At 69.7% G+C, this 23,629-nt stretch carries 25 protein-coding genes; 8 read left to right on the top strand and 17 right to left on the bottom strand.

The window, feature by feature from the left end; genetic code table 11:
• Positions 1-13 precede the first annotated feature (13 nt).
• The 4 genes from AC04MD_RS10445 to AC04MD_RS10430 form a co-directional block, all read right to left on the bottom strand.
• Complete coding sequence (locus AC04MD_RS10445; protein WP_475497213.1) at positions 14-1,018, bottom strand: alpha/beta fold hydrolase; 1,005 nt, start codon at positions 1,016-1,018, stop codon at positions 14-16.
• Between the two features lie 55 nt (positions 1,019-1,073).
• The gene (locus tag AC04MD_RS10440; protein WP_475497212.1) at positions 1,074-4,115 is read right to left on the bottom strand and encodes a two-component regulator propeller domain-containing protein; all 3,042 of its coding nucleotides are present in this window, start codon (positions 4,113-4,115) and stop codon (positions 1,074-1,076) included.
• Positions 4,116-4,612: 497 nt separating this feature from the next.
• A complete protein-coding gene (locus AC04MD_RS10435; RefSeq protein WP_475497211.1) occupies positions 4,613-5,020 on the bottom strand; it encodes a DUF4279 domain-containing protein in 408 nt (135 codons plus the stop codon).
• Positions 5,021-5,024: 4 nt separating this feature from the next.
• A complete protein-coding gene (locus tag AC04MD_RS10430; RefSeq protein ID WP_475497210.1) occupies positions 5,025-6,407 on the bottom strand; it encodes an L-serine ammonia-lyase in 1,383 nt (460 codons plus the stop codon).
• A 72-nt stretch (positions 6,408-6,479) separates the two neighbouring features.
• Here AC04MD_RS10430 and AC04MD_RS10425 point away from each other — a divergent pair, with 72 nt between their 5' ends.
• Complete coding sequence (locus tag AC04MD_RS10425; RefSeq protein WP_475497209.1) at positions 6,480-6,707, top strand: glutaredoxin family protein; 228 nt, start codon at positions 6,480-6,482, stop codon at positions 6,705-6,707.
• A gap of 88 nt (positions 6,708-6,795) precedes the next feature.
• Positions 6,796-7,404, top strand: coding sequence for a hypothetical protein (locus AC04MD_RS10420; RefSeq protein ID WP_475497208.1), 609 nt, complete (start codon positions 6,796-6,798; stop codon positions 7,402-7,404).
• Here AC04MD_RS10420 and AC04MD_RS10415 read toward each other — a convergent pair.
• The 4 genes from AC04MD_RS10415 to AC04MD_RS10400 are packed head-to-tail and all read right to left on the bottom strand — an operon-like array spanning position 7,320 to position 10,145.
• Positions 7,320-8,294: an alpha/beta hydrolase gene (locus AC04MD_RS10415; protein WP_475497207.1), complete on the bottom strand. Its 975-nt coding sequence runs from the start codon at positions 8,292-8,294 to the stop codon at positions 7,320-7,322. The two genes, AC04MD_RS10420 and AC04MD_RS10415, sit on opposite strands and share 85 nt — an antisense overlap.
• 6 nt (positions 8,295-8,300) lie before the next feature.
• Positions 8,301-8,849 (bottom strand): YceI family protein, encoded by a 549-nt coding sequence (locus tag AC04MD_RS10410; protein WP_475497680.1) that lies wholly within the window; start codon positions 8,847-8,849, stop codon positions 8,301-8,303.
• A gap of 4 nt (positions 8,850-8,853) precedes the next feature.
• Complete coding sequence (locus AC04MD_RS10405) at positions 8,854-9,480, bottom strand: cytochrome b (protein ID WP_475497206.1); 627 nt, start codon at positions 9,478-9,480, stop codon at positions 8,854-8,856.
• Positions 9,477-10,145 (bottom strand): YceI family protein, encoded by a 669-nt coding sequence (locus AC04MD_RS10400; RefSeq protein ID WP_475497205.1) that lies wholly within the window; start codon positions 10,143-10,145, stop codon positions 9,477-9,479. Before AC04MD_RS10400 ends, AC04MD_RS10405 begins: the two co-directional genes overlap by 4 nt.
• Positions 10,146-10,253: 108 nt before the next feature.
• Here AC04MD_RS10400 and AC04MD_RS10395 point away from each other — a divergent pair, with 108 nt between their 5' ends.
• Positions 10,254-13,823 (top strand): ATP-binding protein, encoded by a 3,570-nt coding sequence (locus tag AC04MD_RS10395; protein WP_475497204.1) that lies wholly within the window; start codon positions 10,254-10,256, stop codon positions 13,821-13,823.
• Positions 13,820-14,782 (top strand): hypothetical protein, encoded by a 963-nt coding sequence (locus tag AC04MD_RS10390; RefSeq protein WP_475497203.1) that lies wholly within the window; start codon positions 13,820-13,822, stop codon positions 14,780-14,782. The genes AC04MD_RS10395 and AC04MD_RS10390 overlap by 4 nt, the downstream gene beginning before the upstream one ends.
• Before the next feature lie 6 nt (positions 14,783-14,788).
• Here the strand turns inward: AC04MD_RS10390 and AC04MD_RS10385 are convergent, their stop codons facing one another.
• From AC04MD_RS10385 to AC04MD_RS10360, 6 genes are read right to left on the bottom strand one after another with little or no spacing between them, the layout of a single operon-like run.
• Positions 14,789-15,271, bottom strand: coding sequence for a hypothetical protein (locus tag AC04MD_RS10385; protein ID WP_475497202.1), 483 nt, complete (start codon positions 15,269-15,271; stop codon positions 14,789-14,791).
• A gap of 4 nt (positions 15,272-15,275) precedes the next feature.
• Positions 15,276-15,911 carry a hypothetical protein gene (locus tag AC04MD_RS10380; RefSeq protein WP_475497201.1) on the bottom strand — a complete coding sequence of 212 codons (636 nt, stop codon included), beginning with the start codon at positions 15,909-15,911 and terminating at the stop codon, positions 15,276-15,278.
• 30 nt (positions 15,912-15,941) lie between these two features.
• Positions 15,942-17,012 carry a uroporphyrinogen decarboxylase gene (gene hemE, locus AC04MD_RS10375; RefSeq protein ID WP_475497200.1) on the bottom strand — a complete coding sequence of 357 codons (1,071 nt, stop codon included), beginning with the start codon at positions 17,010-17,012 and terminating at the stop codon, positions 15,942-15,944.
• A 19-nt stretch (positions 17,013-17,031) separates the two neighbouring features.
• Positions 17,032-17,286, bottom strand: a complete 255-nt coding sequence (locus AC04MD_RS10370; protein ID WP_475497199.1) for a WGR domain-containing protein — start codon at positions 17,284-17,286, stop codon at positions 17,032-17,034.
• Between the two features lie 9 nt (positions 17,287-17,295).
• Positions 17,296-18,399, bottom strand: a complete 1,104-nt coding sequence (aroB, locus tag AC04MD_RS10365; protein WP_475497198.1) for a 3-dehydroquinate synthase — start codon at positions 18,397-18,399, stop codon at positions 17,296-17,298.
• Positions 18,396-18,938 (bottom strand): shikimate kinase, encoded by a 543-nt coding sequence (locus tag AC04MD_RS10360; protein ID WP_475497197.1) that lies wholly within the window; start codon positions 18,936-18,938, stop codon positions 18,396-18,398. The genes aroB and AC04MD_RS10360 overlap by 4 nt, the downstream gene beginning before the upstream one ends.
• 110 nt (positions 18,939-19,048) lie before the next feature.
• On the opposite strand from AC04MD_RS10360, the gene AC04MD_RS10355 reads away from it, so the two are divergent.
• On the top strand, positions 19,049-19,252 hold the full coding sequence (locus AC04MD_RS10355) for a dodecin family protein (RefSeq protein WP_162339152.1): 204 nt from the start codon (positions 19,049-19,051) through the stop codon (positions 19,250-19,252).
• Positions 19,253-19,395: 143 nt separating this feature from the next.
• Here AC04MD_RS10355 and AC04MD_RS10350 read toward each other — a convergent pair whose 3' ends face one another.
• On the bottom strand, positions 19,396-20,232 hold the full coding sequence (locus tag AC04MD_RS10350; protein WP_475497196.1) for a kinase: 837 nt from the start codon (positions 20,230-20,232) through the stop codon (positions 19,396-19,398).
• Between the two features lie 32 nt (positions 20,233-20,264).
• On the opposite strand from AC04MD_RS10350, the gene pdxH reads away from it, so the two are divergent.
• Genes pdxH through AC04MD_RS10335 form a run of 3 tightly spaced genes read left to right on the top strand, consistent with a single transcriptional unit; the run spans position 20,265 to position 22,110 of the window.
• Positions 20,265-20,867 (top strand): pyridoxamine 5'-phosphate oxidase, encoded by a 603-nt coding sequence (gene pdxH / locus AC04MD_RS10345; protein WP_475497195.1) that lies wholly within the window; start codon positions 20,265-20,267, stop codon positions 20,865-20,867.
• Entirely contained in the window at positions 20,864-21,313 is a 450-nt protein-coding gene (aac(6'), locus tag AC04MD_RS10340; protein ID WP_475497194.1) for an aminoglycoside 6'-N-acetyltransferase, read from the top strand. The genes pdxH and aac(6') overlap by 4 nt, the downstream gene beginning before the upstream one ends.
• The gene (locus AC04MD_RS10335; protein ID WP_475497193.1) at positions 21,310-22,110 is read left to right on the top strand and encodes a cobalamin-binding protein; all 801 of its coding nucleotides are present in this window, start codon (positions 21,310-21,312) and stop codon (positions 22,108-22,110) included. The genes aac(6') and AC04MD_RS10335 overlap by 4 nt, the downstream gene beginning before the upstream one ends.
• A gap of 161 nt (positions 22,111-22,271) precedes the next feature.
• On the opposite strand, the gene AC04MD_RS10330 is transcribed toward AC04MD_RS10335, so the two are convergent.
• Both AC04MD_RS10330 and proC read right to left on the bottom strand, forming a co-directional pair.
• The gene (locus AC04MD_RS10330) at positions 22,272-22,724 is read right to left on the bottom strand and encodes a DUF4426 domain-containing protein (protein ID WP_475497192.1); all 453 of its coding nucleotides are present in this window, start codon (positions 22,722-22,724) and stop codon (positions 22,272-22,274) included.
• A gap of 57 nt (positions 22,725-22,781) precedes the next feature.
• Positions 22,782-23,621, bottom strand: coding sequence for a pyrroline-5-carboxylate reductase (proC, locus tag AC04MD_RS10325; protein ID WP_475497191.1), 840 nt, complete (start codon positions 23,619-23,621; stop codon positions 22,782-22,784).
• Positions 23,622-23,629: the final 8 nt, after the last annotated feature.

Raw genomic sequence — 23,629 nt, 5'->3', positions numbered from 1 at the left:
GCCATCCGCCGCTTCAGCGCAGTGCGTCGAGCAGGGCGGCATTGAAGCGCGCGGGATCCTCGACCTGCGGCGAGTGGCCGAGCTCGGCGAACTCCACCAGCGTCGCGCCCGGGATCGCCGCCGTCGCACGCTTGCCCAGCACCGGATAGTCGCCGAGTCGCTTCGCGACGTCCGGCGGCGCGAGATCCTTGCCGATGGCGGTGCGATCCTTCTGGCCGATGAACAGCGTGGTCGGCACGGCGATCTTCGGCAGTTCGTAGACCACCGGCTGGTTGAACACCATGTCCGAGGTCAACGCCTGGCTCCACGCCACCGCCTCGCGTCCTTCGCCGGCGTACATGCCACCGAGCATCCTCACCCAGCGCTCGTAGTCCGGCTTCCATTCGCCGCCGTAGTACACCGTGCGCTGGTAGTCGCGGATGCTGTCGAACGAGGTCTTCTGTTCGCGCGCGTTCCAGGCGTCGATACTGCGCCACGGCACGCCTTCGGCCTTCCAGTCCTCCAGTCCGATCGGATTCACCAGCACCAGGTGTTCGAGCGCCGCCGGATACTGCAGCGCATAGCGCGTCGCCAGCATGCCGCCCATGGAATGGCCGACGATCGTCGCGCGCTCGATGCCGAGCGAGGCGAGCAGCGCATGCGTATTGGCGGCGAGCTGGCCGAAAGAATACTGGTAGCGCTGCGGTTTGCTCGACTTGCAGAAGCCGATCTGGTCCGGCACGACGACGCGGTAGCCGGCGCCGGCCAGCGCCGCGATCGCGGATTCCCACGTGGCGGCGCAGAAGTTCTTGCCATGCAGCAGCACGACGGTGCGGCCGTTGGGCGTCGCCGGCGCGATGTCGAGGTAGGCCATGTCCAGCGGTTGCGCTTGCGAATCGAAGGCGAAGGTCTTCACCGGATGCGGGTAGTCGAAGCCTTCCAGGCGAGCGCCGTAGGTGGGCAGCGGTTCCGCCTGCGCGATGGTGCTGGAGGCGAGCAGGACGGCGAGCGCGGCCGGCATCGATCGTGGATTCTTCATGCAGCGGTCTCTGCGACGGGGCGGGTCAGCGTAGCGCGGATGCGTAGCGTGGACGTCAATGCTGTGGCGCGGATGGCGACGACGTCGTGGCCGGATGATGCGGACCCCGCAGCGCCAGATGCCCGCTGCGCACCAGTTCGCCGGGATCGCGTCGTACCTGGTCGGGATCGACGACAGGCAGCGGCAGTGGCGTCGCCTCGTACAACGCCCAGCCATTGCGGCCATGCGCCTTCACTTCGTAGAGCGCGCGGTCCGCGAGCGAGACCAGCTGTTCCCACCCCAGCAGGTCGGGTGCGCCGGGGAAGGGCGGATAGCCGATCAGTCCCAGCGATGCGGTCACCTGCAGCTGCGCGCCGGCGACGTCGACCGGCTCCGCCGCGATCGCCGTGCAGATGCGCCGTCCCAGCGCGTGCAGCTCGTGGCGCGGCATCGGCCGGAACACCATCAGGAATTCCTCGCCGCCCCAGCGGATGACGTAGTCGCCGTCGCGCGACAGCGTGCGCAGGCGGTGCGCGACGGTCTGCAGCACGTGGTCGCCGGCCTGGTGGCCATGGCCGTCGTTGATCGACTTGAAGTGGTCGATGTCGAGCAGGGCGAAGGCCAGCACGTCCACGCCGGCGGCGAACCCGGGCATGCGCTGGTAGTAGGCGATGTCGGCCGGCAGCTGGCGGGTCAGGTAGCGGCGGTTGTGCAGGCCGGTCAGCGGGTCGGTCAGGCTGATCGCCTCCAGCTGCCGGTTGGCCTGCTGCAGGTCGCGCGTGCGCTGCTCCACCAGCCGTTCCAGCGCGACGCGGCGGTTGTGGTGCCGGCGCAGCACCCACCGGTTCGACAGCAGCACCAGGATGCCCAGCGCGAACGCCAGCAGCACGTAGAACCACGGGCTTTCGTAGAAGTACGGCGCGATCGCGAATGCCTGCGTCGCGGCGGTGCGCCCTGACACACCGCTGTTGTTGGTGCCGAGCACCTCGAACACATAGCGCCCCGCCGGCAGGTTGGTATAGGTCGCGCTGCGCTGGTGGGGATCGTCCAGCAGCTTCCAGTCGTCGTCGTAGCCTTTCAGCCGGTAGCGGATGTCGATGTGGTCCGAGGCCTGGAAGCTGAGCGTGGTGAACTCGAAGCGCAGGTCGCGCGCAGCGCTGGGCAGCGTCCATTCGGTCGCGCGTTCCGCCGGCCGCCACTGGCCCTGCACCTGCACGCGCTCGATCACCGATTCCGGCAGGTAGTCGTTGGCCAGCGACTGGTCGGTCGCCATCACCACCACACCGTCGCGGGTCGGCAGCCACAGCGCGTTGTCGGCCATGAAGCCGCGGCTGTTGCCGGCGCCGTTGCAGCAGTCGCCCTTCTGTCCGCCGTGCCGGTCGCCGCGCTCGTTGAGCAGCGTGCGCGCCGTCACCCGGAACGCAGGATCGTCGGCGGCATCGAGCAGGTCGGACACGGGCACCCGATAGATGCCGCGCAGGCCAGCCGCCCACAGGAAGCCGCTGCCGTCCTCGGCGAAGAAGAACGGCGCATTCGCCGGTACGCCGCGCGCCTTGTCCAGGCGCGTCCAGCGCTGACCGTCGAACAGCAGCATCAGTTCTTCCGACAGCGCCCCGGCCAGCCATTGGCCGCCGGCGAGTTCGTGCAGCGACACGATGTGCGGCGCATCCAGGCCGGTGCCGGTCAGCGGCACCGGGACCAGGCGTTCGTCGACGAATTCGTACAGGCCGCTCTGCGTGCCCACCAGCAGTCGTCCGTCGCGCGTCTCCATCAGCACGCGCACGCGCACGTCGCGCAGGCCGGCGCGCTCGCCGTAGTGGTGAAGGCGGTCTTCGCTTTCCCGCCAGCGGTACAGGCCGGCGCTGGTGGCGAACCACAGCCGCCCCTGGCGGTCGCGGATGATGCCGTTCACCTGCGCGGCATCCAGCGCCGCCAGCATGCGCGGGCGTTGTACGCGGCCATCGCGGTACAGCGCGGCGCCGTCGCGCGTGCCGATCCAGGTCTGCGAGGTCTCTGGTAGCAGGCTGTAGGCGGCCGGGTTGGGCAGGTCGCGGCCCGCGACCACGGTGCGGAAACGGCCGTTCTCCAACACGCTGACGCCATCGTCGCTGCCGACCCAGGCGCGACCGTCCGGCGCCTGCGCGATGGACCACAGCAACGGTTGCTGCAGTCCCTCGGCACGGCTGTAGCGCCGGGTCCAGCCGTTCCAGGCGCGGCTGACGCCTTCGTTGTTGCTGCCCAGCCACAGGTTCGACTCGCGGTCTTCGTAGAAGGCGCGGATCTCCGCCAACGGTCCGTCCCCGGCGATCCGCTCCAGCAGGCGGCCCTTCTGCAACCTGTAGACCGTGTCGCGGGTGCTCGCCCAGAGGATGCCGTCGCGGTCTTCGTGCAGGGCCTGTACGCCGCCACTGGCGGGGGCCACGTCGCGGTTGCGTTGCCACTGTTGGCCGTCGAGCACGAAAAGACCGGCGTCGCTGCCCGCCCACAGGCGTCCGTCGTGGGGGGCCAATGCGGTGACCGTGGCGAGCGCGGCACCGGCCGGCAGTGGCAGCACGCGCTCGCCGGCGCCGTCGAAGACATGCACGCTGCCGCGGCCACCGGCCCACAGCGTGCCCTTGTCGTCGACGTGCAGCGCCATCGCCCCGCCGTCGCCGATCGGATGCAGCGTCTGCAGGCGGTCGGCCACGACCACCATCACGCCCTGATGCGTGGCGACCAGCAGGCGTCCGCGCAGGTCGCGCGTCAATGCGCGGACGTCGACGACCCCGGCGGCTTCGCCCGGGGCGAGCGACAGCGTCTTCATGCGGTTGCCGTCACGGACTGCCAGTCCCTGCGGGGTGCCGATCCACAGGCGGCCTTCGCGGTCGGTATGCAGGGCCTGGATCCAGGTGCTCGGCAGTTCCGGGGTGTTGTCGAGGTCGAAGTTGGTGAAGCGCACGCCGTCGAAGCGACTCAGGCCGGCCTGGGTGCCGAACCAGAGGTAGCCCGGCTCGTCCTGGGCGATGGCGAGCACGCTGAGCTGGGGCAGGCCCTGTTCCAGGCTCCAGTGGTTGCGGACGTAGTGATGGAAGGACTTGGAGGGGTCCAGCGCGTGCGCGCTCGGGCAAAGCGCCGCCATCCCGCCCAGCAGGGGCAGGCACCAGGCCGCCAGTCGGCGCCGCCATGACGGCCGGCCGCAGCGGGTCTTGTCCGTCAGGTCGGACAGGGTTCGTCTCCGGTAAGTCTGTTTACCTATACCGTATCGGCGCGCACGCGGGCGTCTAAAGGGCGCGGAAAACTGAACGGATGGGGGAGTGCTTCGACAAGCTGTCCCCCAGGCAGTAGCCAAGGCAGGGCCTGAGCCGCACCCGGGGAATGCATCGACATGTCGGACCCCCAAGTGCGCTTCGCTTACCTGGGCTACGCGGATAGACCGTCGGCAAGGATGCGGCCCTGCGCGACAACCGTGCGGACGCCGCCTGCGCGCAAGACATGGTTGCCTGTGACGAGGTCAGCAGCGCGGCCGTCGTCGGACTCAAACCAATGAGTAGCCCTGCTAAGACCAAAGGCCGCGTCCGGGATTCAGCCGGCTTGCCACGCCCACCATTGCACTTCGCCTACCCGCGCCACGCTGGATCAATCACTCGAATCGTAGATGTCCAGATCGAGTGCGATGCCCCGCTCCCCAAGCGCCAGCAATGCTTTCGCCGAAAGCGGTAAACCATCGTTCGAACTCGCCATGAAGATGCCGCAGAACAGGTCGGGCTCGTAACGAGACAGCGATGCCCAAACGCCAAGGTCTGGAGTGAGCTGATCCAGAATCTCGGAGACCTGGGCATCCAAATCTCCGGGGGCGCGTTCCGTCGCGTGAAATCTCCAGCTTCCCGTCTTGGCGATGCGCACGGCACCGGCTCTGCGACTGATGTCATCGCCTTTGCGGCATGACTCGGTCGGTGTGGCGCCGAGCAGCGCCGTGATCTCTTCTGGGACGAGATCTTCGCCGAAGAACCGAAGTGATGCCCGTGAGCGATTGAGTTGGCCCACTGGCTCAACACTCGATGACGTTGACGGCCAGTCCGCCGCGGCTGGTTTCCTTGTACTTGTCCTGCATGTCGCGACCGGTGTCGCGCATGGTCTTGATCACCTTGTCGAGCGAGACCTTGTGCTTGCCGTCGCCGCGCATCGCCATGCGGCTGGCGTTGATCGCCTTCACCGCGCCCATCGCATTGCGCTCGATGCACGGGATCTGCACCAGCCCGCCGATCGGGTCGCAGGTCAGGCCCAGGTTGTGCTCCATGCCGATCTCGGCCGCGTTCTCCACCTGGCTCGGGCTGCCGCCCAGCGCCGCGACCAAGCCGCCGGCCGCCATCGAGCAGGCCACGCCCACTTCGCCCTGGCAACCCACCTCGGCGCCGCTGATGCTGGCGTTCTCCTTGTAGAGGATGCCGATGGCCGCCGCCGTCAGCAGGAAGTCGAACACCCGCTGCTCGCTGTTGCCCGGGCAGAACCGGTCGTAGTAGTGCAGCACCGCCGGGATGATCCCGGCCGCGCCATTGGTGGGCGCGGTGACCACGCGGCCGCCGGCCGCGTTCTCCTCGTTCACCGCCAGCGCGTAGAGGTTGACCCAGTCCAGCACCGTCAGCGGGTCGCGCATGGCCGCTTCCGGCTTGCTGGCCAGCTCGCGGTGCAGCGTCGGCGCGCGGCGCGAGACGTGCAGGCCACCCGGCAGGGTGCCTTCCTCGCGGATGCCGCGGGCCATGCACGACTGCATCGCGTTCCAGATCGCCCGCAGCCCGTCGCGGATCTCGTCTTCGCTGCGCCAGGCCTTCTCGTTCTCGAACATCAGCGCCGCGATGCTCAGGCCGCTGCGCTGGCACTGGGCCAGCAGCTCGTCGCCGCTCTTGAACGGGTAAGGCAGCGGGGTCTCGTCGGCCACGATGCGGTCCGAGGCCGCATCGTCCTGGTTGACCACGAAGCCGCCGCCGACGGAGTAGTAGTCGCGGGTGGCGATGACCTCGTCGTTGGCGTCATAGGCGGTGAAGCGCATGCCGTTGGTGTGGTAGGGCAGCTTCTGCCGCTTGTTCATCAGCAGGTCGCGCTTCTCGTCGAAGGCGATCGCGTGCGTGCCGCCGAGCAGGATGCGCTTGTCCTTGCGGATGCGCTCCAGCGCCGGCGGGATGAGGTCCGGGTCGATCTCGTTGGGGTAGTGGCCTTCCAGGCCCATCAGCACGGCCTTGTCGGTGCCGTGGCCGCGGCCGGTCAGGGCCAGCGAGCCGAACACCTCGGCACGGATGCGCACCACGTCCCGCAGGCGATCCGCATCGACCAGCCAGCGGCCCACGAAGCGCGCCGCCGCCCGCATCGGACCCACCGTGTGCGAGGAGCTGGGACCGATGCCGATCTTGAACAGGTCGAACGTACTGACTGCCATGCTGCAAACCACTTCGGAAAGGCCGCTATTCTAAGCAGGTAGACGCACCATCCCCTTCATGCCTCAACCGCGATGCCCCTGATCCTCTACCAGCGCGACGACTGCCACCTGTGCGACCTCGCGCTCGACATCCTTGCGCAAGCGCGCATTCCCGAGTTCGAAAGCGTTTTCATCGATGACGACGAAGACCTGGAAGCGCGTTACGGCATCCGCGTCCCGGTGCTGCATCGCAGCGACAGCGGTGCGGAACTGGATTGGCCCTTCGATGCCGGTGCGGTAGCGGCGTTCCTGCACCGGTAACCTGTCCGCCGACGGAACGGACGCACGACGGCGCGCCAGTCCACGGGACGGCCGCGCTAGGCTGGGCCCCTCCAGGCGCGGGGTTCCCATGGCATCGATACGCGGAGGGTGGCTGACGCTCGTGGTCGCAGGCGCCTGTGCGCCGCTCGCGACCGCCGGTGGTGTCCACGACGACGATTCTGCACTGCGCCGGATGCACACTGAGTTCGTCGATGCCTTCGTGGACAGCCGGGGCTTCGGCAGGATGCGCGTCACGCCGATGATGGCGCGCATGCGCGACGCCAGGTTCGAGGCCGTGGACGGGCACGGGCGCTGCGTGGTCGAGGTGGAATTGGTCGGTGTCGCCCGACACGACCCGCCGGTGGTCCACGCCGCCAGCTTCATGGGCTTCCAGCACCCGGACGACGATTCCGGCCTGCGTGCGCCACCCGCTTCCACGCGTAGCTTGCAGGCGTGGGAGCGGGAAGCGCTGGCGGCGCTGGAGGCGGGCACGGAACTGATCGTGCGGGCCACGCCGCGCGGCGAACGCGCAATGGGTGCGATCCGCGCGCGCCCGGCCTGCCTGTCATGCCATGAAGACCATCGCGAGGGCGACGTCCTCGGCGCCCTCGGCTATGGACTGGGGCGCCTTTCGATACCCTCGCAGGCGGCAGGAGCACCTTCCTGCGAGCCTGCGCGCGTCGCGTCCTCACGCTGACCGGGGCAACGCGCGGGATCGTCCAGCTGCCGGTCCAGGAAGCCGATCACATGGTCGGCATACCCGTCGGGATCATGCGCGAGGAAGTCCACGTGGGCGGCATCCGGCAGCAACCAGAATGATTTCGGCGCGCGTGCGCGCTCGTACATCGCGCGCGATTCGGTCGGCAGCGTATGCCGGTCCTGTCCGCCCGCGACCACCAGCACCGGCGCACCGAGACCTGCGATGCGGTCGATGGGCGAGAGTTCCCGGACGGGAATGCCAAGCCGCAGCCCGGCCTGCATCGCCAGCAGCGGCGAGAGCGTGGCGGCGGTGTCGCCCAGCCGCATCGCGATGCGGTTGCGGATGGCCTGGCGCGCATCCGAATACACGGCTTCCAGCACCACGGCATCGAAACCACTGGGCTGCGGTCCCAGCAGCACCGACGCACCGCCCAGCGACACGCCGATCACGGCGCGCTTCTCGCCGGGACGCTCCCGCTGCATCCAGTCGCGCGCGGCCGTCACCGCCGCGGCTTCGCGCCATCCCAGCGTGATCGTATCCCCCGGACTTTCACCATGCGCCGGGAGGTCGACCAGCAGCACCGCGTATCCATGTTGCGACAACAGCCTGGCGCGCCCCAGCATCGCGCGACGGTCGGAGCGGATGCCATGCAACAGCAGCACGCTGGCGCGGCCGGGCTTACCTGCGATCCACCAGCCCGCGACCGGTGTGGCCTGCGGGACCGCGATCCTCACTTCGCGCACGTGGAGATCCGTGGGAGGCGGACCGACCACCGCGGGACGCGGCGCGACCAGCGTGCCGCCCAGCCACCACAGGCCGGCGGCACCGGCCGCGCACAGCAGCAGGCCAGCGACACCGAAGCGGAGCAGCAGCCGTCGCCCGCGCATCCCGGGTTACTTGGCCGGTTTCAACACGACCTTGGTGCTGATCGCCACGTCGTTCGGAATCGTCGACGTGTCGGCCCAGTCGCCGCCACCCACGCCGAAGTCCAGGCGCTTCACCGTCGCCTTGCCGGCGAGCACGGGCTGCGCGCCCGGCGTCCAGGTGAAGGTCAGCGTGACCGGCTTGCTGACGCCGCGCAGCGACAGCGTGCCGTCGGCCGCGTACTGGTTGCCGCCCAGCGAACGGAATTTGGTCGCCGTGTAGCGCGCCTGCGCGAACTTGGCGACGTTGAAGAAGTCGGCGGACACCAGGGTGCCGTCGCGGTCGCCGTTGCCGGTCTGCGTGCCGGCCAACTGGATGGCGACGTCGAGCTTGCCGGTGGCGAGATTCGCGGGGTCGAAGCTCAGCGTGGTGGTGAAACCGCCGAACTTGCCGGTGAAAGTTTCGCCCTGGTAGTTGCTGGCGAACACGAGCGTGGAGCCCGGTGCCTGCACGTAATCGGCGGCGGCGGCGGCCTGGCCGGCGACGGCGAACAGCAGGGAGGCGAGCGCCAGGCGCATGCGGTCAGGGTTTTTCATCGACGGAATCCTGTGGGGCGGGGGAAGGTGGTAGGGGCGATGGCGCGACCGGCGCGGCGACGGCCGTGCGGCGGCCCGGCAGCATGCGGCGCAGGGTGGCGTCGCCCTGGAACAGGTGGTGGTACAGCGCCGCGCCGGCATGCGCGAGGACCAGCACCACCAGTACCCAGAACAGCAGTTCGTGCGCGCCCTCGGCGGCGTCGTGCACGCCTTCGTTGCGGCCGGTGATGGCGGGCAGGTTGACCAGCTTGAACCACTGCAGCGGGTAGCCCGCCGACGAGTTCAGCACCCAGCCCGACAGCGGGATGGCGAACAGCAGCGCGTACAGCAGCACATGCGTCACCGAGGCGATGCGCTGTTGCCAGGTCGGCGTGCCGGCCACGGGCGATGGCGCACCGGCGTACAGGCGCCACAACACGCGCAAGGCCACCAGGCCGAGGATGGTCAGGCCGATCGACTTGTGTAGCGCGTAGATATTGATCTTGCGCGGGCCGTTGGGCAGGTCGCCCATGGTCAGGCCGAGGTAGGCCATCACCAGGATCAGCACCACGATGACCCAATGGAACAGCTGGCTGACGGCGCCCCAGCGCTCGTCGGTGTTCTTCAGGCTCATGGCGTCGGCTCCGGCGGAAGAGGGGAAGGCGTGGGGCTGGCAGGCGTCGTGTCGTCGTCGGCCTTGCCGTCGTAGGTGGCCTCGGCCTCGATGCGCAGTTCGACCTCGTCGCCGATGACCGATTTCCACGCGGTGATGCCGAAGTCGGCGCGGCTGAGCTTCGTGGTGGCGGAAAAACCGACGGTGCGGCGGAACGGCGGCATCGGATGGCGCTTGGCGGCGTTGAGCGTCACGTCGAGAACGACTTCGCGCGTCACCCCGCGCAGGCTGAGGTCGCCGACCACGCGCGCATGCGTCGTGTCGACCGGCTCCACCCTCGTGGAGACGAAGCGCGCTTCCGGGTGTGCTTCAGCGTCCAGCAGCGACTTCGCCAGCGTGGCCTTGTTCCAGTCGGCATCGCCCAGATCGGCGCGCGCGATCGGCACGCGCACATCGACGTGCGCGCGCGTCCAGTCGTCGGGATCGAACGCCAGCGTGCCGGTGCTGCCGGAGACCGTGCCGAGCGCGTTGGAGAAGCCGGCGTGCGAGATCGCGAACATCACCCGTGTATGCACCGGATCCAGCCGGTACTCGGCGATCCGGTCGCGTGCGAATGCGGGCGCAGAGAGCAGCGCCAGCAGGCAGAGGCTGCGCATCAGCAGGCGGTGGGCAGTCGGTCCGGGCATGGGGACGGATTCTAGGGGCCGGTCCATGAAGATACCCCGCTTGCGCGTGCAACGGTCCGTTGCGACGATGCCGGACGGGGTCGATCAGGGAACGAGGGGCGGACAGGCATGGCGATGCGCGCGTGGTGGTTGTGGCTGTTCTGCCTGCTGAGCGCGCCCGCGCACGCGACGGTGCCCGAGATCCCGCGCTTCCGCCTTCTCGGTGCCGGCGATGGCCTGCCTTCCACGACCATTCCCGCGCTGGCGCGCGACCGCGCCGGCCACCTGTGGATCGCGACCTGGGACGGCCTGGCGCGCTACGACGGCGTCAACTTCAAGGTGTGGCGACACGACCCCGCCGATCCTGCCTCGCTGTCCGGCAACGTCGTGCAGGCGCTGCACATCGATGCGCGCGACCGCATCTGGGTCGCCACCGAGAACGGAGGCCTGAGCGTGATGGGGGCCGACCGCAGCGGCTTCCGCCACTACCGTCAGGCGCAGCACCCGGAGATGGGCAGCGACGATGTGTTCGCGATCACCAGCCGCGGCGACGAGGTGTGGTTCGGCACGTTCGGCGGCGGCCTGCACCGGCTGGCCGCGGACGGGCGCATCACCCGCTTCGCCGCCGCCGCGGAAGGACAGGACGGCCTGCCATCCGACAACGTGCTGTCGCTGGCGTTCGACGCCAGGGGCGCGCTGTGGGTCGGCACCATGGGCGGGCTCGCCCGTTACGAAGGCGGTCAGTTGCGCCGCCTGGCGCTGCCGGCGGGTGACGGCCTGATCATCTATTCGGTCACTGCCGATCGTGAAGCGGTGTGGGTCGGGGCGTCTGATGGCGTGCATCGCTGGTCGCCGGACGGTCGCTGGGTGTCGCCGCCGTGGTCGCCGATGTTCGCGCGCCCGAATGCGCTGATCGCGATGACCAGCGATGGCCAGGGCGAATACTGGCTGGCCAGCCAGGGCGGCCTGTGGCGCACCGAAGGCGATCGCGCGCCCGCGCCGGTCAACTACGACGCGCAGAACGTCGGCATCGGCCGCGTGCTGCAGACCGTGCTCGCGCTGCCCGATGGCGGCCTGTGGGTGCCGGTACCGACGCGCGGGCTGGCCTACCTGCGGTCCGACTGGCGCCGCATCGCGGCGTTCTCGTCGGCGCAGGGCCTGGGTGGCGGCCTCTACCGTGGCCTGTCGCAGGCGGGCGCCGATGGTATCTGGCTGGCCAGCAGCGCCGGCAAGGTGGAGCGGCTGGACACACGCGGTGGCGATGTCGTGCCGTTGCCGCACCACGCGGCGCTGCTCGGTGAACTGCGGCTCACCTCGACCCGGCAGGATCGCCATGGCCAGCTCTGGATCGGCCACCGCAGCGGGCTGATCCGGATCGATCCACGCACCGGTGCACTGAGGCAATGGATGCAGGACGGCGACGACGCGGTGCCCGACAACACCTCGATCGATTGGCTGGTCGAAGCGCCCGACGACAGCCTGTGGCTGGTGTCGCAGATGGGCAGCGTGCAACAGCGCGAACTGGGCAGCGGGCGCGTGCTGCGCACGATCGTGAAGAAGGAAGACGGCAGCGGCCTGCCCGACATCGAAGGCGTCGCGGTCGCCCCCGATGGCCGTGTCTGGTTGGGCGGCGCGGCCGGCATGATGGTGTGGGATGCGACGGCGGCGCGCTTCGTCGCGGTAGGCGCCATTGGGGGGGAGCGCGTCTACGCCTTCGCCTTCGAGCATGCCGACCGCCTGTGGCTGCACCGGATGTCCGGCGTCGAAGCCTGGCGGCGCGACGGTGCGCGGTGGGTGCGCGAGCGGCGCATCGGCGCCGCGGAAGGATTGCCGGCGGTCGAGTCGACCGGCCTGGCGGTGGATCCGCAGCGCCGCGTGTGGTTGGGCACGCGCCGCGGCCTGTTCCGCATCGATCCCAATCTGCGCGGCTCGCGTGCGCTGCTGCGCAACTTCGGCGTGCGCGAAGGCCTGCTGAGCCAGGAGCTCAACGATCGCGGCCTGCTGATGACGGCGGACGGCCTGCTGGCGACCACGGCGGCGGATGGCTCGGTCGCGCTGCTCGACACGCATCTGCCGGACCCGAAGCCGGTGACGCCGAACCTGGTGCTGGACATCCTGCAGGTGAGCCGTGGCGACGACGTGCTGCCGCTGCGCATCGACCAGCCGCTGGTGCTGCAGCCCGACGACCACGAACTGCTGGTCGGCACCCGCCTGCTGAGCTACGAGAATCCAATGGGCAACCGTTACCGCTCGCTGCTCGATGGCTTCGACAGCGGCTGGGTGGACCAGGGCGCCAGCGGCGAGCGCGTGTTCTCCGCACTCACGCCCGGACGCTACGAACTGCGCGTGCAGGCCTTCGATACCGCCGGCAACGCGTCCCACGAGCTGGTCGTGCCGGTGCACGTGCTGCCACCGTGGTGGCGCAGCGTGTGGGGCCTGGCCCTGTTCGCCGTCGCCGGCGCGGTGCTGCTGCTGGTCGCCGCCGCGGCGTACCGCCGGCGCGTGCGCCGTCGCAGCGCATGGCAGCTGGCCGAACACAAGCGCGAGGTCGCCGAGCAGGCCTCGCTGGCGAAGACGCGCTTCCTCGCCACGCTCGGCCACGAGATCCGCACGCCGATGACCGGCGTGCTGGGCATGACCGAACTGCTGCAGGCCACGCCGTTGGACGATCGCCAGCAGGGGTACGCGGATGCCATCCAGCGCGCCGGCACGCACCTGCTGCGCCTGGTCAACGACGCGCTGGACCTGGCGAAGATCGAAGCCGGCAAGCTGGAGCTGCAGCAGGTCGACTTCGACCTGCACGCGCTGCTGGCCGACGTCGCCGCGCTCATGGGGCCGGTCGCGGGCAAGCATGGGCTCGCCTTCCACGACGGTATCGCCGCCGGCGTGCCACGCGTGGTGCGCGGCGATCCGCTGCGGTTGCGGCAGATCGTGCTCAACCTGCTGGGCAACGCGATCAAGTTCACCGAGGCCGGCCATGTCTCGCTGCATGCGGTGCCGCTGTCGCCACACGGTGTGCGGCTGGTGGTCGGGGACACCGGCCCCGGCATCAACGCGGAGCAGCAGGCCCGGTTGTTCCGTCGCTTCGAACAGGCCGAAGGCGCCCAGACGACGGCGCGTTACGGTGGCAGTGGCTTGGGTCTGGCGATCTGCCAGGAGTTGGCCGTGGCGATGGGTGGACGCATCGATGTCGACAGCGCACCGGGCAAGGGCACGCGGTTCTCCGTCGACCTGCCGGTGCTGCAGGAGGTCGCGCATGCCGACGACGAAGCCGCGTCCGGCGACGCGCACATGCCTCCGTCGGTCGGGGCGCTGGATATCCTGCTGGTGGAAGATGACGCGATGGTCGCCGATGTGGTGGCAAGCCTGCTGCGCGCACGCGGCCACCGGGTGACGCACGCGCCGCACGGCCTGGCTGCGTTGACCGAGGTGGTCACGACGGTGTTCGACCTCGCCTTCCTCGACCTCGACCTGCCGGGCCTCGACGGCATGGCGCTGGCGCGGCAGCTGCGCCTGCATGGCGTGACCACGCCATTGATCGCCCTGACCGCACGCACCGATGCCGAAGCCGAGCCGCTGGCGCGGCAGGCGGGATTCGACGACTTCGTCCGCAAGCCCGTCACCGGCGACATGCTGGCGGCGGTGATCGCGGAACAGATCGAGCGCGGCGCATCGCCGGCAGCGGAGGAAACACCATGAGAACGATCACGCGCTGGCTGCTTGTCGTCGCGGCGCTGGCATCGGCCGGCCCGGTGATGGCCGACGTGCCGGGCGCTCCGTTGCTGGGCGACTACATCACCGACTCGCGTGCGCTGTATCCGTTGCGCGTGGGCGACTGGGAGGCGGTGGGCGAGAAGCGCTACGAGCAGCAGGAACTGGGTGTGTCGGTGCGCTACCAGGACACCCGCAGGCCGGACCGCTGGATGGACCTGTACCTGTACCCGGCCGGCCCGATGTTCGATCCTGCCTTCCAGGGCGTGTTCCAGCATGGCGTGGACGAGATCGTGCAGATCGCGCGGCAGCGCGACGCCGGCGATGTCCGCCTGGGCCAGACGCGCGTGTTCGCGACCGCCCCGGTCGCCGGCGAGGGCATGCTCGGCGACCTGGCGCCGAAGGCGCGCTCCTTCGTGATGGAGATGCCGATGCGCGAGAAGCGCTACCGCTCCGCGCTCGCGATGACCGTGCGCGACCTGTACTTCATCAAGGTGCGCTACAGCGTGGAGGCCGAGGGCGTCTCCGACGAGGACGTGCAGCGACAGGCGGAGACCTTCCTCGCCGGCTTCGCTGCGGATGTGCGCGTGCTCAACACCGGGCGTTGCCGGCAGGTGCTGCAGGTCCTTCCGATGCCCGCCGGCGCGGCACGTCCCGCGGATGTGCTGGCGAGCACCAACGACGGGCGGGAGGACGAGATGTGGATCTTCGACGATACGGTCCGCCTGCGACCCGCCGTCATCGCGCGGACCGAAGAGGCGGCGCGCCTGCAGGGCGAGGCGCAGTCGATCCGCAACGTACTGCGCGGCCGCTGCGTGTCGGCGGAGGCGATGGACATCGCGGTGCCGGACGGGATGCGCGAGATCCGTTTCGAGTATCGCCTGCCCGATGCCGACAGCGACGGCAGCACGCCGCGCCTGCGCAGTCCGCGTTCCGGCGTGGGTTGACGCGCTTCAGCGCAGCCGGCGCGTTTCCATCACGCCGGCCATGGGGTCGTAGTAGAACCAGTCGCTGGCGTTGCCGGCCAGCCAGTCGATGCGCGCACGCGCCGTCGGGGGTACATGGCAGAGCACGCCCTGGCCATAGTCGTCGCCGGGCGGGGCAGGGGTGGGCGGCGCGTCCGCGAGCAGATCGTCCAGCGACGCCGGTTTTTCGCCCCAGGTCAGGCAGCTGGCGTCGTGGCTGCTGTCGACCGGCCAGCCCATGCGGCTCCAGAACGCGGCGCGTCCCTGCTTGCCCAACCGGTGCGCAGCGACGACCTCGCCATCGCCGGTGGAGGTGAGGCGCCAGCCCGTGCCTGCCTCCTGCACGCGCCACACGACCTCGCCGGCGTCATGGGTCGCCCCGTGCCCGTAATCGCCTGCAAACGAGTCAGGTTCGCGCGCCAGGGCCGCGGAGGCCGTAACGAGAAGGCAAGCAAGATGGAACAGGCGCATCGGTTCAGTCCGCCCAGGCTTCGACATAGAGGGTACGGGTCACGTCGTCGGGATCGGCATGGATCCAGATGCCGCCGGCATCGGCGTTGGGAAGATAGAAACCGTCGTCGGCCGCCAGCATGGTGCAGGCGGTGGACGGCGTTTCGTCAGTCAGCGTCCGCGCCAGGCAGGTGTCTTCGACGAAGCGCCGGACGGCCGCGCCAGCGGCAGCGAACGGCACCGCCAGCACGTACTGGTGGTCGCCCCAGCGCTGCGAATCCATCAGCCGTACTTCCGTCACCGGCTGGCCGGCGAGCTGCACGCGGTCGGGGTGCAGCACCGCGCGCGCGGTCACCGCCGTGAGGGTCTGCTGTTCGTCGTCCGCGAGGGTGTCTTCGCAGTCCAGTTCGACGCGTGCCACGCGCGTGCGCCAACCGGGCGCCAGTTCGTCCAGGCGGCGGGCGCGGATGCGGTCGCAGCCGGGGGTCGCATCCAGCCCGTGCGCGGCGTGCTCGCCGGGCACCACCATCACCAGCGCAGGAAAATCGCCGCCGGCGACCTGCAGGATGCGCGCGGCGCCGGCCTCCTCGGCACGGACGCGCGCGCCGGCCACCAGCAGCAGGCCGGCAGCGGCAGGGGCAAGCAGGTGGCGGCATTCCATTGCGTCACTCCGGCGGGTGGAACGGGTGCGTCAGCGTGCGCTGTAGGCGTGGACTTCGTCCACCAGCACGGCGACGTGGTCGGGGTTCATGTCCGGCGACATGCCGTGGCCGAGGTTGAAGACATGGCCTTCGCGCGAACCGCCGTTGCCGTCACGGTAGCTGTCGAGCGCACGACGGACCTCGCGGCGGATCGCGTCGGGCGAGCCGTACAGCGTGGCCGGGTCCAGGTTGCCCTGCAGCGCGACCTTGCCCTGCGTGCGGCGTGCGGCCTCGCCCAGTTCGACCAGCCAGTCCACGCCGACGCCGTCGGCGCCGCTCGCGGCCAGCTCTTCCAGGTACGCGGCCGTGCCCTTGCCGAACAGGATCAGCGGCGTGCGCTCGGTGCCATCGCCGCGGTCGAGTTCGCGCGCGATGCGCTGCAGGTACGGCAGAGAGAATTCGCGGTACATCGCCGGGCTCAGCACGCCGCCCCAGGTGTCGAACACCTGCAGCGCCTGCGCGCCGGCCGCGCGCTGCGCGGCGAGGTAGGCGATCACCGCGTCGGTATTGACCGACAGCAGGCGGTGCAGCGTGTCGGGGTCGTTGAGCGCCATCGCCTTGATGCGGGCGAAGTCCTTGCTGCCGCCGCCTTCGACCATGTAGCAGGCCAATGTCCACGGACTGCCGGAGAAGCCGATCAGCGGCACCTTGCCGTCCAGCTCGCGGCGGATCACCCGCACCGCGTCCATCACGTAGCGCAGCTCGGTCTCCATGTCCGGCACGCCGAGCTTCGCCGCATCGGCGGCGCTGCGCACGGTGCGTTCGAACTTCGGGCCTTCGCCCTCGACGAAGTACAGGCCCAGGCCCATCGCGTCGGGAATGGTCAGGATGTCGGAGAACAGGATCGCCGCGTCCAGGTCGAAACGGCGCAGCGGCTGCAGCGTCACTTCGCAGGCCACGTCGGGATTCTTCGCCATGCCGAGGAAGCTGCCGGCTTCCTTGCGCGTGGCCCGGTACTCCGGCAGGTAACGGCCGGCCTGGCGCATCAGCCACACCGGCGTGCGGTCCACGGGTTCGCGGCGCAGCGCGCGCAGGAAGCGGTCGTTCTTCAGGGCAGTCATCATTGATCCGGGGGAAGGGTTACTTGGGCGCGTCGGCGCCGCGGGCGAACATCAGCTGGAAGCCGCGCTTGAGGTGGCCGTCGCGGGCTTTCTCGAACGCGGCGTTGGCCTCGTCCTGCAGCAGGTACTGCTCGCGCTTCAGCGTCGCGCGCCCGCCGATCTGGCCGGTTTCGCGCAGCAGCTCCCAGCCGCCGAACAGGTCTGGCTGCAGGGTCAGCTGGACGTAGCGGGGGGCTTCGCCCGCATCGGGGCGCTGCTGGAGGAGGACGCGCATGGCGGCATTTTAGCCGGACAGCACGGCCAGCACGCGGGCCTCGTCAACATCGGGCACCACCTCGGCCTGGCCCAGGCCGCGCCACAGCACCAGGCGCAGGCGGCCGGCCAGGTTCTTCTTGTCCAGGCGCATGCGGGCCAGCAGGGCCTCGGGCGCGAGCCCGGCGGGAATGCGGACCGGCAGGCCGTAGGCCAACAGCAGGGACTCCAGGCGGTCGGCATCGCCGGCGGATGCCATGCCGAGGTCGGCCGACAGGCGTGCGGCCAGCACCATGCCGACGGCCACCGCCTCGCCGTGGTTGAGGTTGTCGTTGCCCACGCCGCCGTAGCCCTGCTCGGTCTCGATGGCGTGGCCGAAGGTGTGGCCGAAGTTCAACAGGGCACGCTCGCCCTTCTCCAGCGGATCGCGTTCGACGATCTCGGCCTTGTGCTCGCAGCTGGCGGCGATGGCCAGGGCCAGCGCTTCGCCATCCATCGCCAGCAGCGCCGCGCGCTCCTGTTCCAGCCACTGGAAGAAGCGAGCATCGCGGATCGCCCCGTACTTGATGACCTCCGCCAGCCCGGCGCGCAGTTCGCGCGGCGGCAGCGTCGCCAGCGCGCCGGTGTCGGCGAACACCGCACGCGGCGGATGGAAGGCGCCGACCAGGTTCTTGCCCTGCGGGATGTCGACCGCGGTCTTGCCGCCGACCGACGAATCCACCATCGACAGCAGCGTCGTCGGCACCTGCACGCAATCCACGCCGCGCATCCAGCATGCCGCCGCGAAGCCGGCCAGGTCGCCGACCACGCCGCCGCCGAGCGCGATCACGCAGGCGTCGCGGGTGGCACCGAGCGTCGCCAGCGCCTCGATGGCGTGGCCGAAGTGGGCCAGCGTCTTCGATTCCTCGCCCGCGGGCAGGATGAAGGTGCCGATGGCCAGGTCCGGACTCGCCGCATGCAGGGCCTCGCGCACGACGCCGGCGTACAGGGGCGCGACGATGGAGTCGCTGACCAGCAGCACGTGGCGGCCGCGCACGTGCCGCGCCAGCGCGGCACCGTCGGCCAGCAGGCCGGGGCCGATGGCGATGGAATAGGGGGTCTCGCCGCCGACATCGACGGTGCGGAGCTGGCTCATGCGTTCTCTTCGATGGGCTGCCAGCGGTGCGCCAGCAGCTGGGTCAGGCGGGCGGTCGCCTCGGGCGGCGTCAGGCCGTCGGTGTCCAGGGTGAGGTCGGCGACCTCGCGGTACAGCGGTTCGCGCGCCACCGCCATGTCGTGCAGCACCTGTTCGCGGTCCGGCCGCTGCAGCAGCGGCCGATTGGTGCAGCGACCCAGGCGCTTCAGCTGCGCGTCCACGCTGACCTGCAGGTAGACCACGTAGCCACGTTGTTTCATCTGTATCCGATTCCCGGCATCCAGCACGGCGCCGCCACCGGTCGAGATCAGCTGGCCGTGCCCGGCCAGCAGTTCGTGCAGCATGGCCTTCTCGCGTTCGCGGAAACCGGCTTCGCCGACGTGCTCGAACAGCGTGGCGATGCTGGCGCCGGTGCGGTCGACGATGGCCTGGTCCGCATCCACGAATACCAGCCCGAAGCGCTCGGCCACGCGCTTGCCGATGGAGGTCTTGCCGGCCCCGGTGGGGCCGACCAGGATCAGGTTGGGGGCCGGATTCATGATGAGGGAGATGCTAGCACCGCCCACCCGCACGCGTGGCGCGGACTTAACACCGGCGGGACTACGGTGGCGCTCCGGCACCCCGTCGGGTCATCGAGGAGGAACGTCCCATGTCCGTCGCCAAGATCATCGAAGTCAACGCATCGTCGAAGACCAGCATGGAGGATGCCGTCAAGGTCGGCCTGAAGAAGACCTCCGAGACGGTGAAGAACATCAAGGGCGCCTGGGTCAACGAGATCAAGGTCGTCACCGACGACGGCGGCAACGTGCAGGAGTGGCGCGTCAACCTGCGCATCAGCTTCGTGGTGGAGTGAGGCGCAGGCTGGAATCCCCGGTAGGAGCGACGTCAGTCGCGACCGCTGGCTTTCAGCGCGCAGGAAATCGTCGTCGACAGAAGCGACTGCGCACCAGTACTTTTCGCAGATGAGAAACCATACGGTCGCGACTGACGTCGCTCCTACAGGAGCTGGACAGGCCTGCGGTTCTCATCCAGCCGGATCACCCGGTCCGCCGTTGCCGGCAGCGTCGACAGCAGGTGGCGGCTGGTGCGCTCGTAGTGCTGGATGAAGTGGTCCAGCTGCGCGCGGTCCATGCCGCTGCGCGCGGGATCGCGCGCGACCATGGCCTGCTCCTGCTGCCAGCGCCACGTGCGCACGATCCCGAAACCCGGTGGTTGCAGGAACCACAGCGCATCGAGGCGCGACCACAGCGCGGGATAGTCGCGGCGCAGCGCCTCGTTGCAATGGCGCCGCCAGCGGCCATCCGCATCCTCGTCGCGCTCCAGCGCATTCAGTGGCGTGGCCAGTGCGGCGTCCTCCTCGGGGGTCGCGCCGACGCACCAGCCCTCGAACAGCACCAGGTCGACGCGGCCCTGCACACGCGTCCACGCTGCGTCTTCCATGCGGTCGTCGGCGAGCTTGTCGAAGCGCGGCACGACGACGTCCTCGCCCGCCTTCAAGGCATCCAGCACGCGGCAACCGAGCGCCACGTCGTGCGTCCCCGGCGGGCCGCGGGTGGCGAGCAGTAAATGGACGTCGCGGGCCAGGCGCTGGCGTTCGGCACGGGTCAGGTACAGATCATCGAGCGACAGCACCGCGACGCGCAGGCCATCGGCTTCCGCCCGCGCGGCGATCTGCGCGGCCAGCGTCGATTTGCCGCTTCCCTGCAGGCCGCTGATGGCGAATACCGGCGTTCGGACCGGAAGTGCGAGCGCTGCAGCCAGCGCGTCGGCGACGAGAACGTCGGGAAAACCATCGGGATGCGTTGCGTGCGTCATCGCGCGACAATAGCGCATGCCCGGAGCGCGGGCGCAGCCCTGACGACGCCATGACCGACCTGTATGCCGAAGCCCTGTCCACGTTCGCCGCGCTGCTTGGCGAAGCGAAGGCCGCAGGCACCGAAGTCGAACCGAACGCGATGACCGTCGCGACCGCCACGGCGGCCGGGCGTCCCTCCGCCCGCACCGTGCTGCTGAAGGCGTACGACGAAGAGGGGTTCGTCTTCTACACGCATACGCACAGCCAGAAGGGCCGCGAACTGCACGACAACCCGCATGCCGCCCTGCTGTTCCTGTGGCGCAGCCTGCGCGAGGCCGGCATCCAGGTGCGCGTCGAGGGCGCCGTGACGCCGGTCAGCGATGCCGAGGCCGATGCCTATTTCGCCTCGCGTCCGCGCCAGAGCCAGCTCGGTGCGTGGGCATCCATCCAGTCGGAGACGCTGGATTCGCGCGAGGCGTTCGAAACGCGCATGGCCGAAGTGGAGGCGCGCTTCGCCGGCGGCGACGTGCCGCGTCCAGACGGCTGGAGCGGCTACCGCGTGGCGCCGGAGGCGATCGAGTTCTGGTACGGCGCGCAGTTCCGCCTGCACGAACGCTGGCGCTACGAGTGCGATAGCGCAGGCGCCTGGAGCAAGCGGATGCTGTTCCCTTGACCGTTCGTGTGCGGGCGGCCTCCGCCGCCGATATCGATGCCTGGTCCGCGATGCGCTCGGCGCTGTGGCCCGATGCCGATCCCGGCGAACTCCGGGCTGAGGCGTTGGCATGGGACGTCGGCAGCGGTATCGCATTCATCGCCGTCGACGAGAGCGACCATGCCATCGGCATGGCCGAGGCCAGCCTGCGCCGAGACTATGTCAATGGCACCGACGGTTCGCCGGTCGGCTTCCTGGAGGCCTGGTACGTCGATGCCGATCATCGCGGGCGCGGCGTCGGCCGCGCGCTGATCGCGGCAGTGGAAGCGTGGACGTGCGAGCGGGGCTGCACTGAGCTGGCGTCCGATGCCCTGCTCGACAACACGGCCAGCCATGCGGCACATGCTGCCTGTGGCTTCGAGGAGACCGAGCGCGTGGTGTACTTCCGCAAGGTGCTGGACGCATGAGCACCGGGCCGCGCCGCATCGTCTGCCTGACCGAGGAGCCGACCGAGACGCTGTACGCGCTGGGCGAGCAGGATCGCATCGTCGGCATCAGCGGTTTTACCGTACGTCCGCCGCAGGCACGCAAGGAGAAGCCGAAGGTCAGCGCGTTCACCAGCGCCAGGATCGGCGAGATCCTGAAGCTGCAGCCGGACCTGGCCATCGGTTTTTCCGACATCCAGGCCGACATCGCCGCCGAACTCGTCCGGCAGGGCGTCGAGGTGTGGATCAGCAACCACCGCAGCGTGGACGGCATCGTCGACTACGTGCGTCGCCTCGGTGCGCTGGTGGGCGCCGCCGCGCGCGCCAATGATTACGCCGATGCGCTCCAGTGCGGACTGGACGAGGTCCGCGCAAAGGCGGCGAAACTGCCGCGCCGGCCGACGGTCTACTTCGAGGAGTGGGACGAACCGCAGATCACCGGCATCCGCTGGGTGTCGGAGCTGATCAGCATCGCCGGCGGCGACGACGTGTTCCCGGAGCTGGCCAGGGAATCGCTGGCCAAGCATCGCATCCTCGCCGATGGCAGCGAGGTCGTGCGCCGCGCGCCCGACATCATCCTCGGTTCCTGGTGCGGCAAGAAGTTCCGACCCGACCGCGTCGCCGCGCGTCCCGGCTGGGACGCCATCCCCGCCGTGCGCGATGGCGAACTGCACGAGATCAAGTCGCCACTGATCCTGCAGCCCGGGCCGGCGGCGCTGACCGACGGCGTGCAGACAGTCGCGGAGATCATCCAGGCGTGGGCCTCAAAGCAGGCGTGAGGCTGGCGCTTCTGTAGGAGCGACGTAAGTCGCGACCGCGGACTGTACGTCGGCGGTTGCGATAAGTAGTTCGCCATCGCCGGGTTGGCCATGGTTCTCGTGCTGTGGATGGCGTACGGTCGCGACTTACGTCGCTCCTACATCATGCCAAGGCAAACACCTCAGAAATTCCGCTGGAACTTCACGGTTTCCGTGCGTCCATCCGACGTCACCACGACCTCGAAGCGGTAGGAATCGCGCGGCGAGATGCGCGCGGTGCCGATGTGGTCCAGGTAGCCGCCGGCATCCACCTTGCGCAGCGTGATGGCCTGCCGTGCGCCGGACAGGTCATGTGCGGTGACCCCGACATCGCCGTCGGCATCGACTTCTTCGCCGCCGTCGACCTTGCGCAGCGCGACCAGCACCAGCGCAGTGCCGGCATCGCGCGGGACGCCGTACTGTCTGGCGACCGCTTCGCTCAGCGAGAGCGTGGGTAGGGCGTTGTAGCGCACGCGCAGGTCGCCGAAGTCGGCCTCGGCCGGCGTGGCCTGGACGAACTCGGCCGTGCGCGGCGCTTCGCCCCCGGAGCAGGCGGACAATACGGCGATGACAAGGAGGAGGGGCAGGCGGCTCATGGCAGGATCACCGGCAGGGGAGAATCGTTACGAAAGAGGGGCGGGGTCGGATGCGTGTCAGTCGTTCGCCGCCGACAGTTCGCCGCCACGCACCGTAGCCGCATGCACGGCGTTCGCCACCAGGGCTTCGAAGCCGCCGGCCTGGAAGGTCTCGATGGCGGCCTGGGTGGTGCCGTTCGGCGAGGTGACGCGGCGGCGCAGTTCCGCCGGGGTCTCGCCGCTTTCGGTCAGCATGCGCGCCGCGCCCAGGACCGTCTGCAGCACCAGCGTGCGTGCCGCCTCGTCGGACAGGCCCTCGGCTTTCGCTGCGTCTTCCATCGCCTCGGCCAGCAGGAACACGTAGGCCGGGCCGCTGCCGGACACGCCGGTGACCGCATCCATCTTCGCCTCGCTGTCGATCCACACGGTGGTGCCGGCGGCGGACAGCAGCAGTTCGGTGCGCTGCCGACCGGCATCGTCGACTTCGCCGCTCGCGTACAGGCCGGTGACGCCGGCACCGAGCAGGGCGGGCGTGTTCGGCATGCTGCGCACGACGGCCACGTCGCCGCCCAGCCAGCGCTGCATCTGCGCGGTGGTGATGCCGGCGGCGATCGAAACGGCCAACGGATGCTGGGTCTGCGCCAATGGCGCCAGCGACTCGCATACCGTCCGCATCACCTGCGGCTTCACCGCGAACAGCCAGGTATCGGCACCGTGGGCGGCTTCCTTCGCTTCCGCGAAGACCTGCACGCCGAAGTCGGCGGCGAGGGCGGCGCGCAGGGCGTCGGCGGGTTCGGCCACGCGGATGCGCGACGGGTCGGCGCCGCGCGTGAGCAGGCCGCCGATCAGGCTGCGCGCCATGTTGCCGCCGCCGATGAAGGCCAGTGGATGCGTCAGCAGGGAAGAAGAGGGAGACATGGCAGGCC

This window comes from Pseudoxanthomonas sp. LjRoot206, assembly GCF_056175725.1.
Note: the sequence above shows the minus strand (reverse complement) of the source record. Positions and strands in the feature narration are given on the sequence as shown.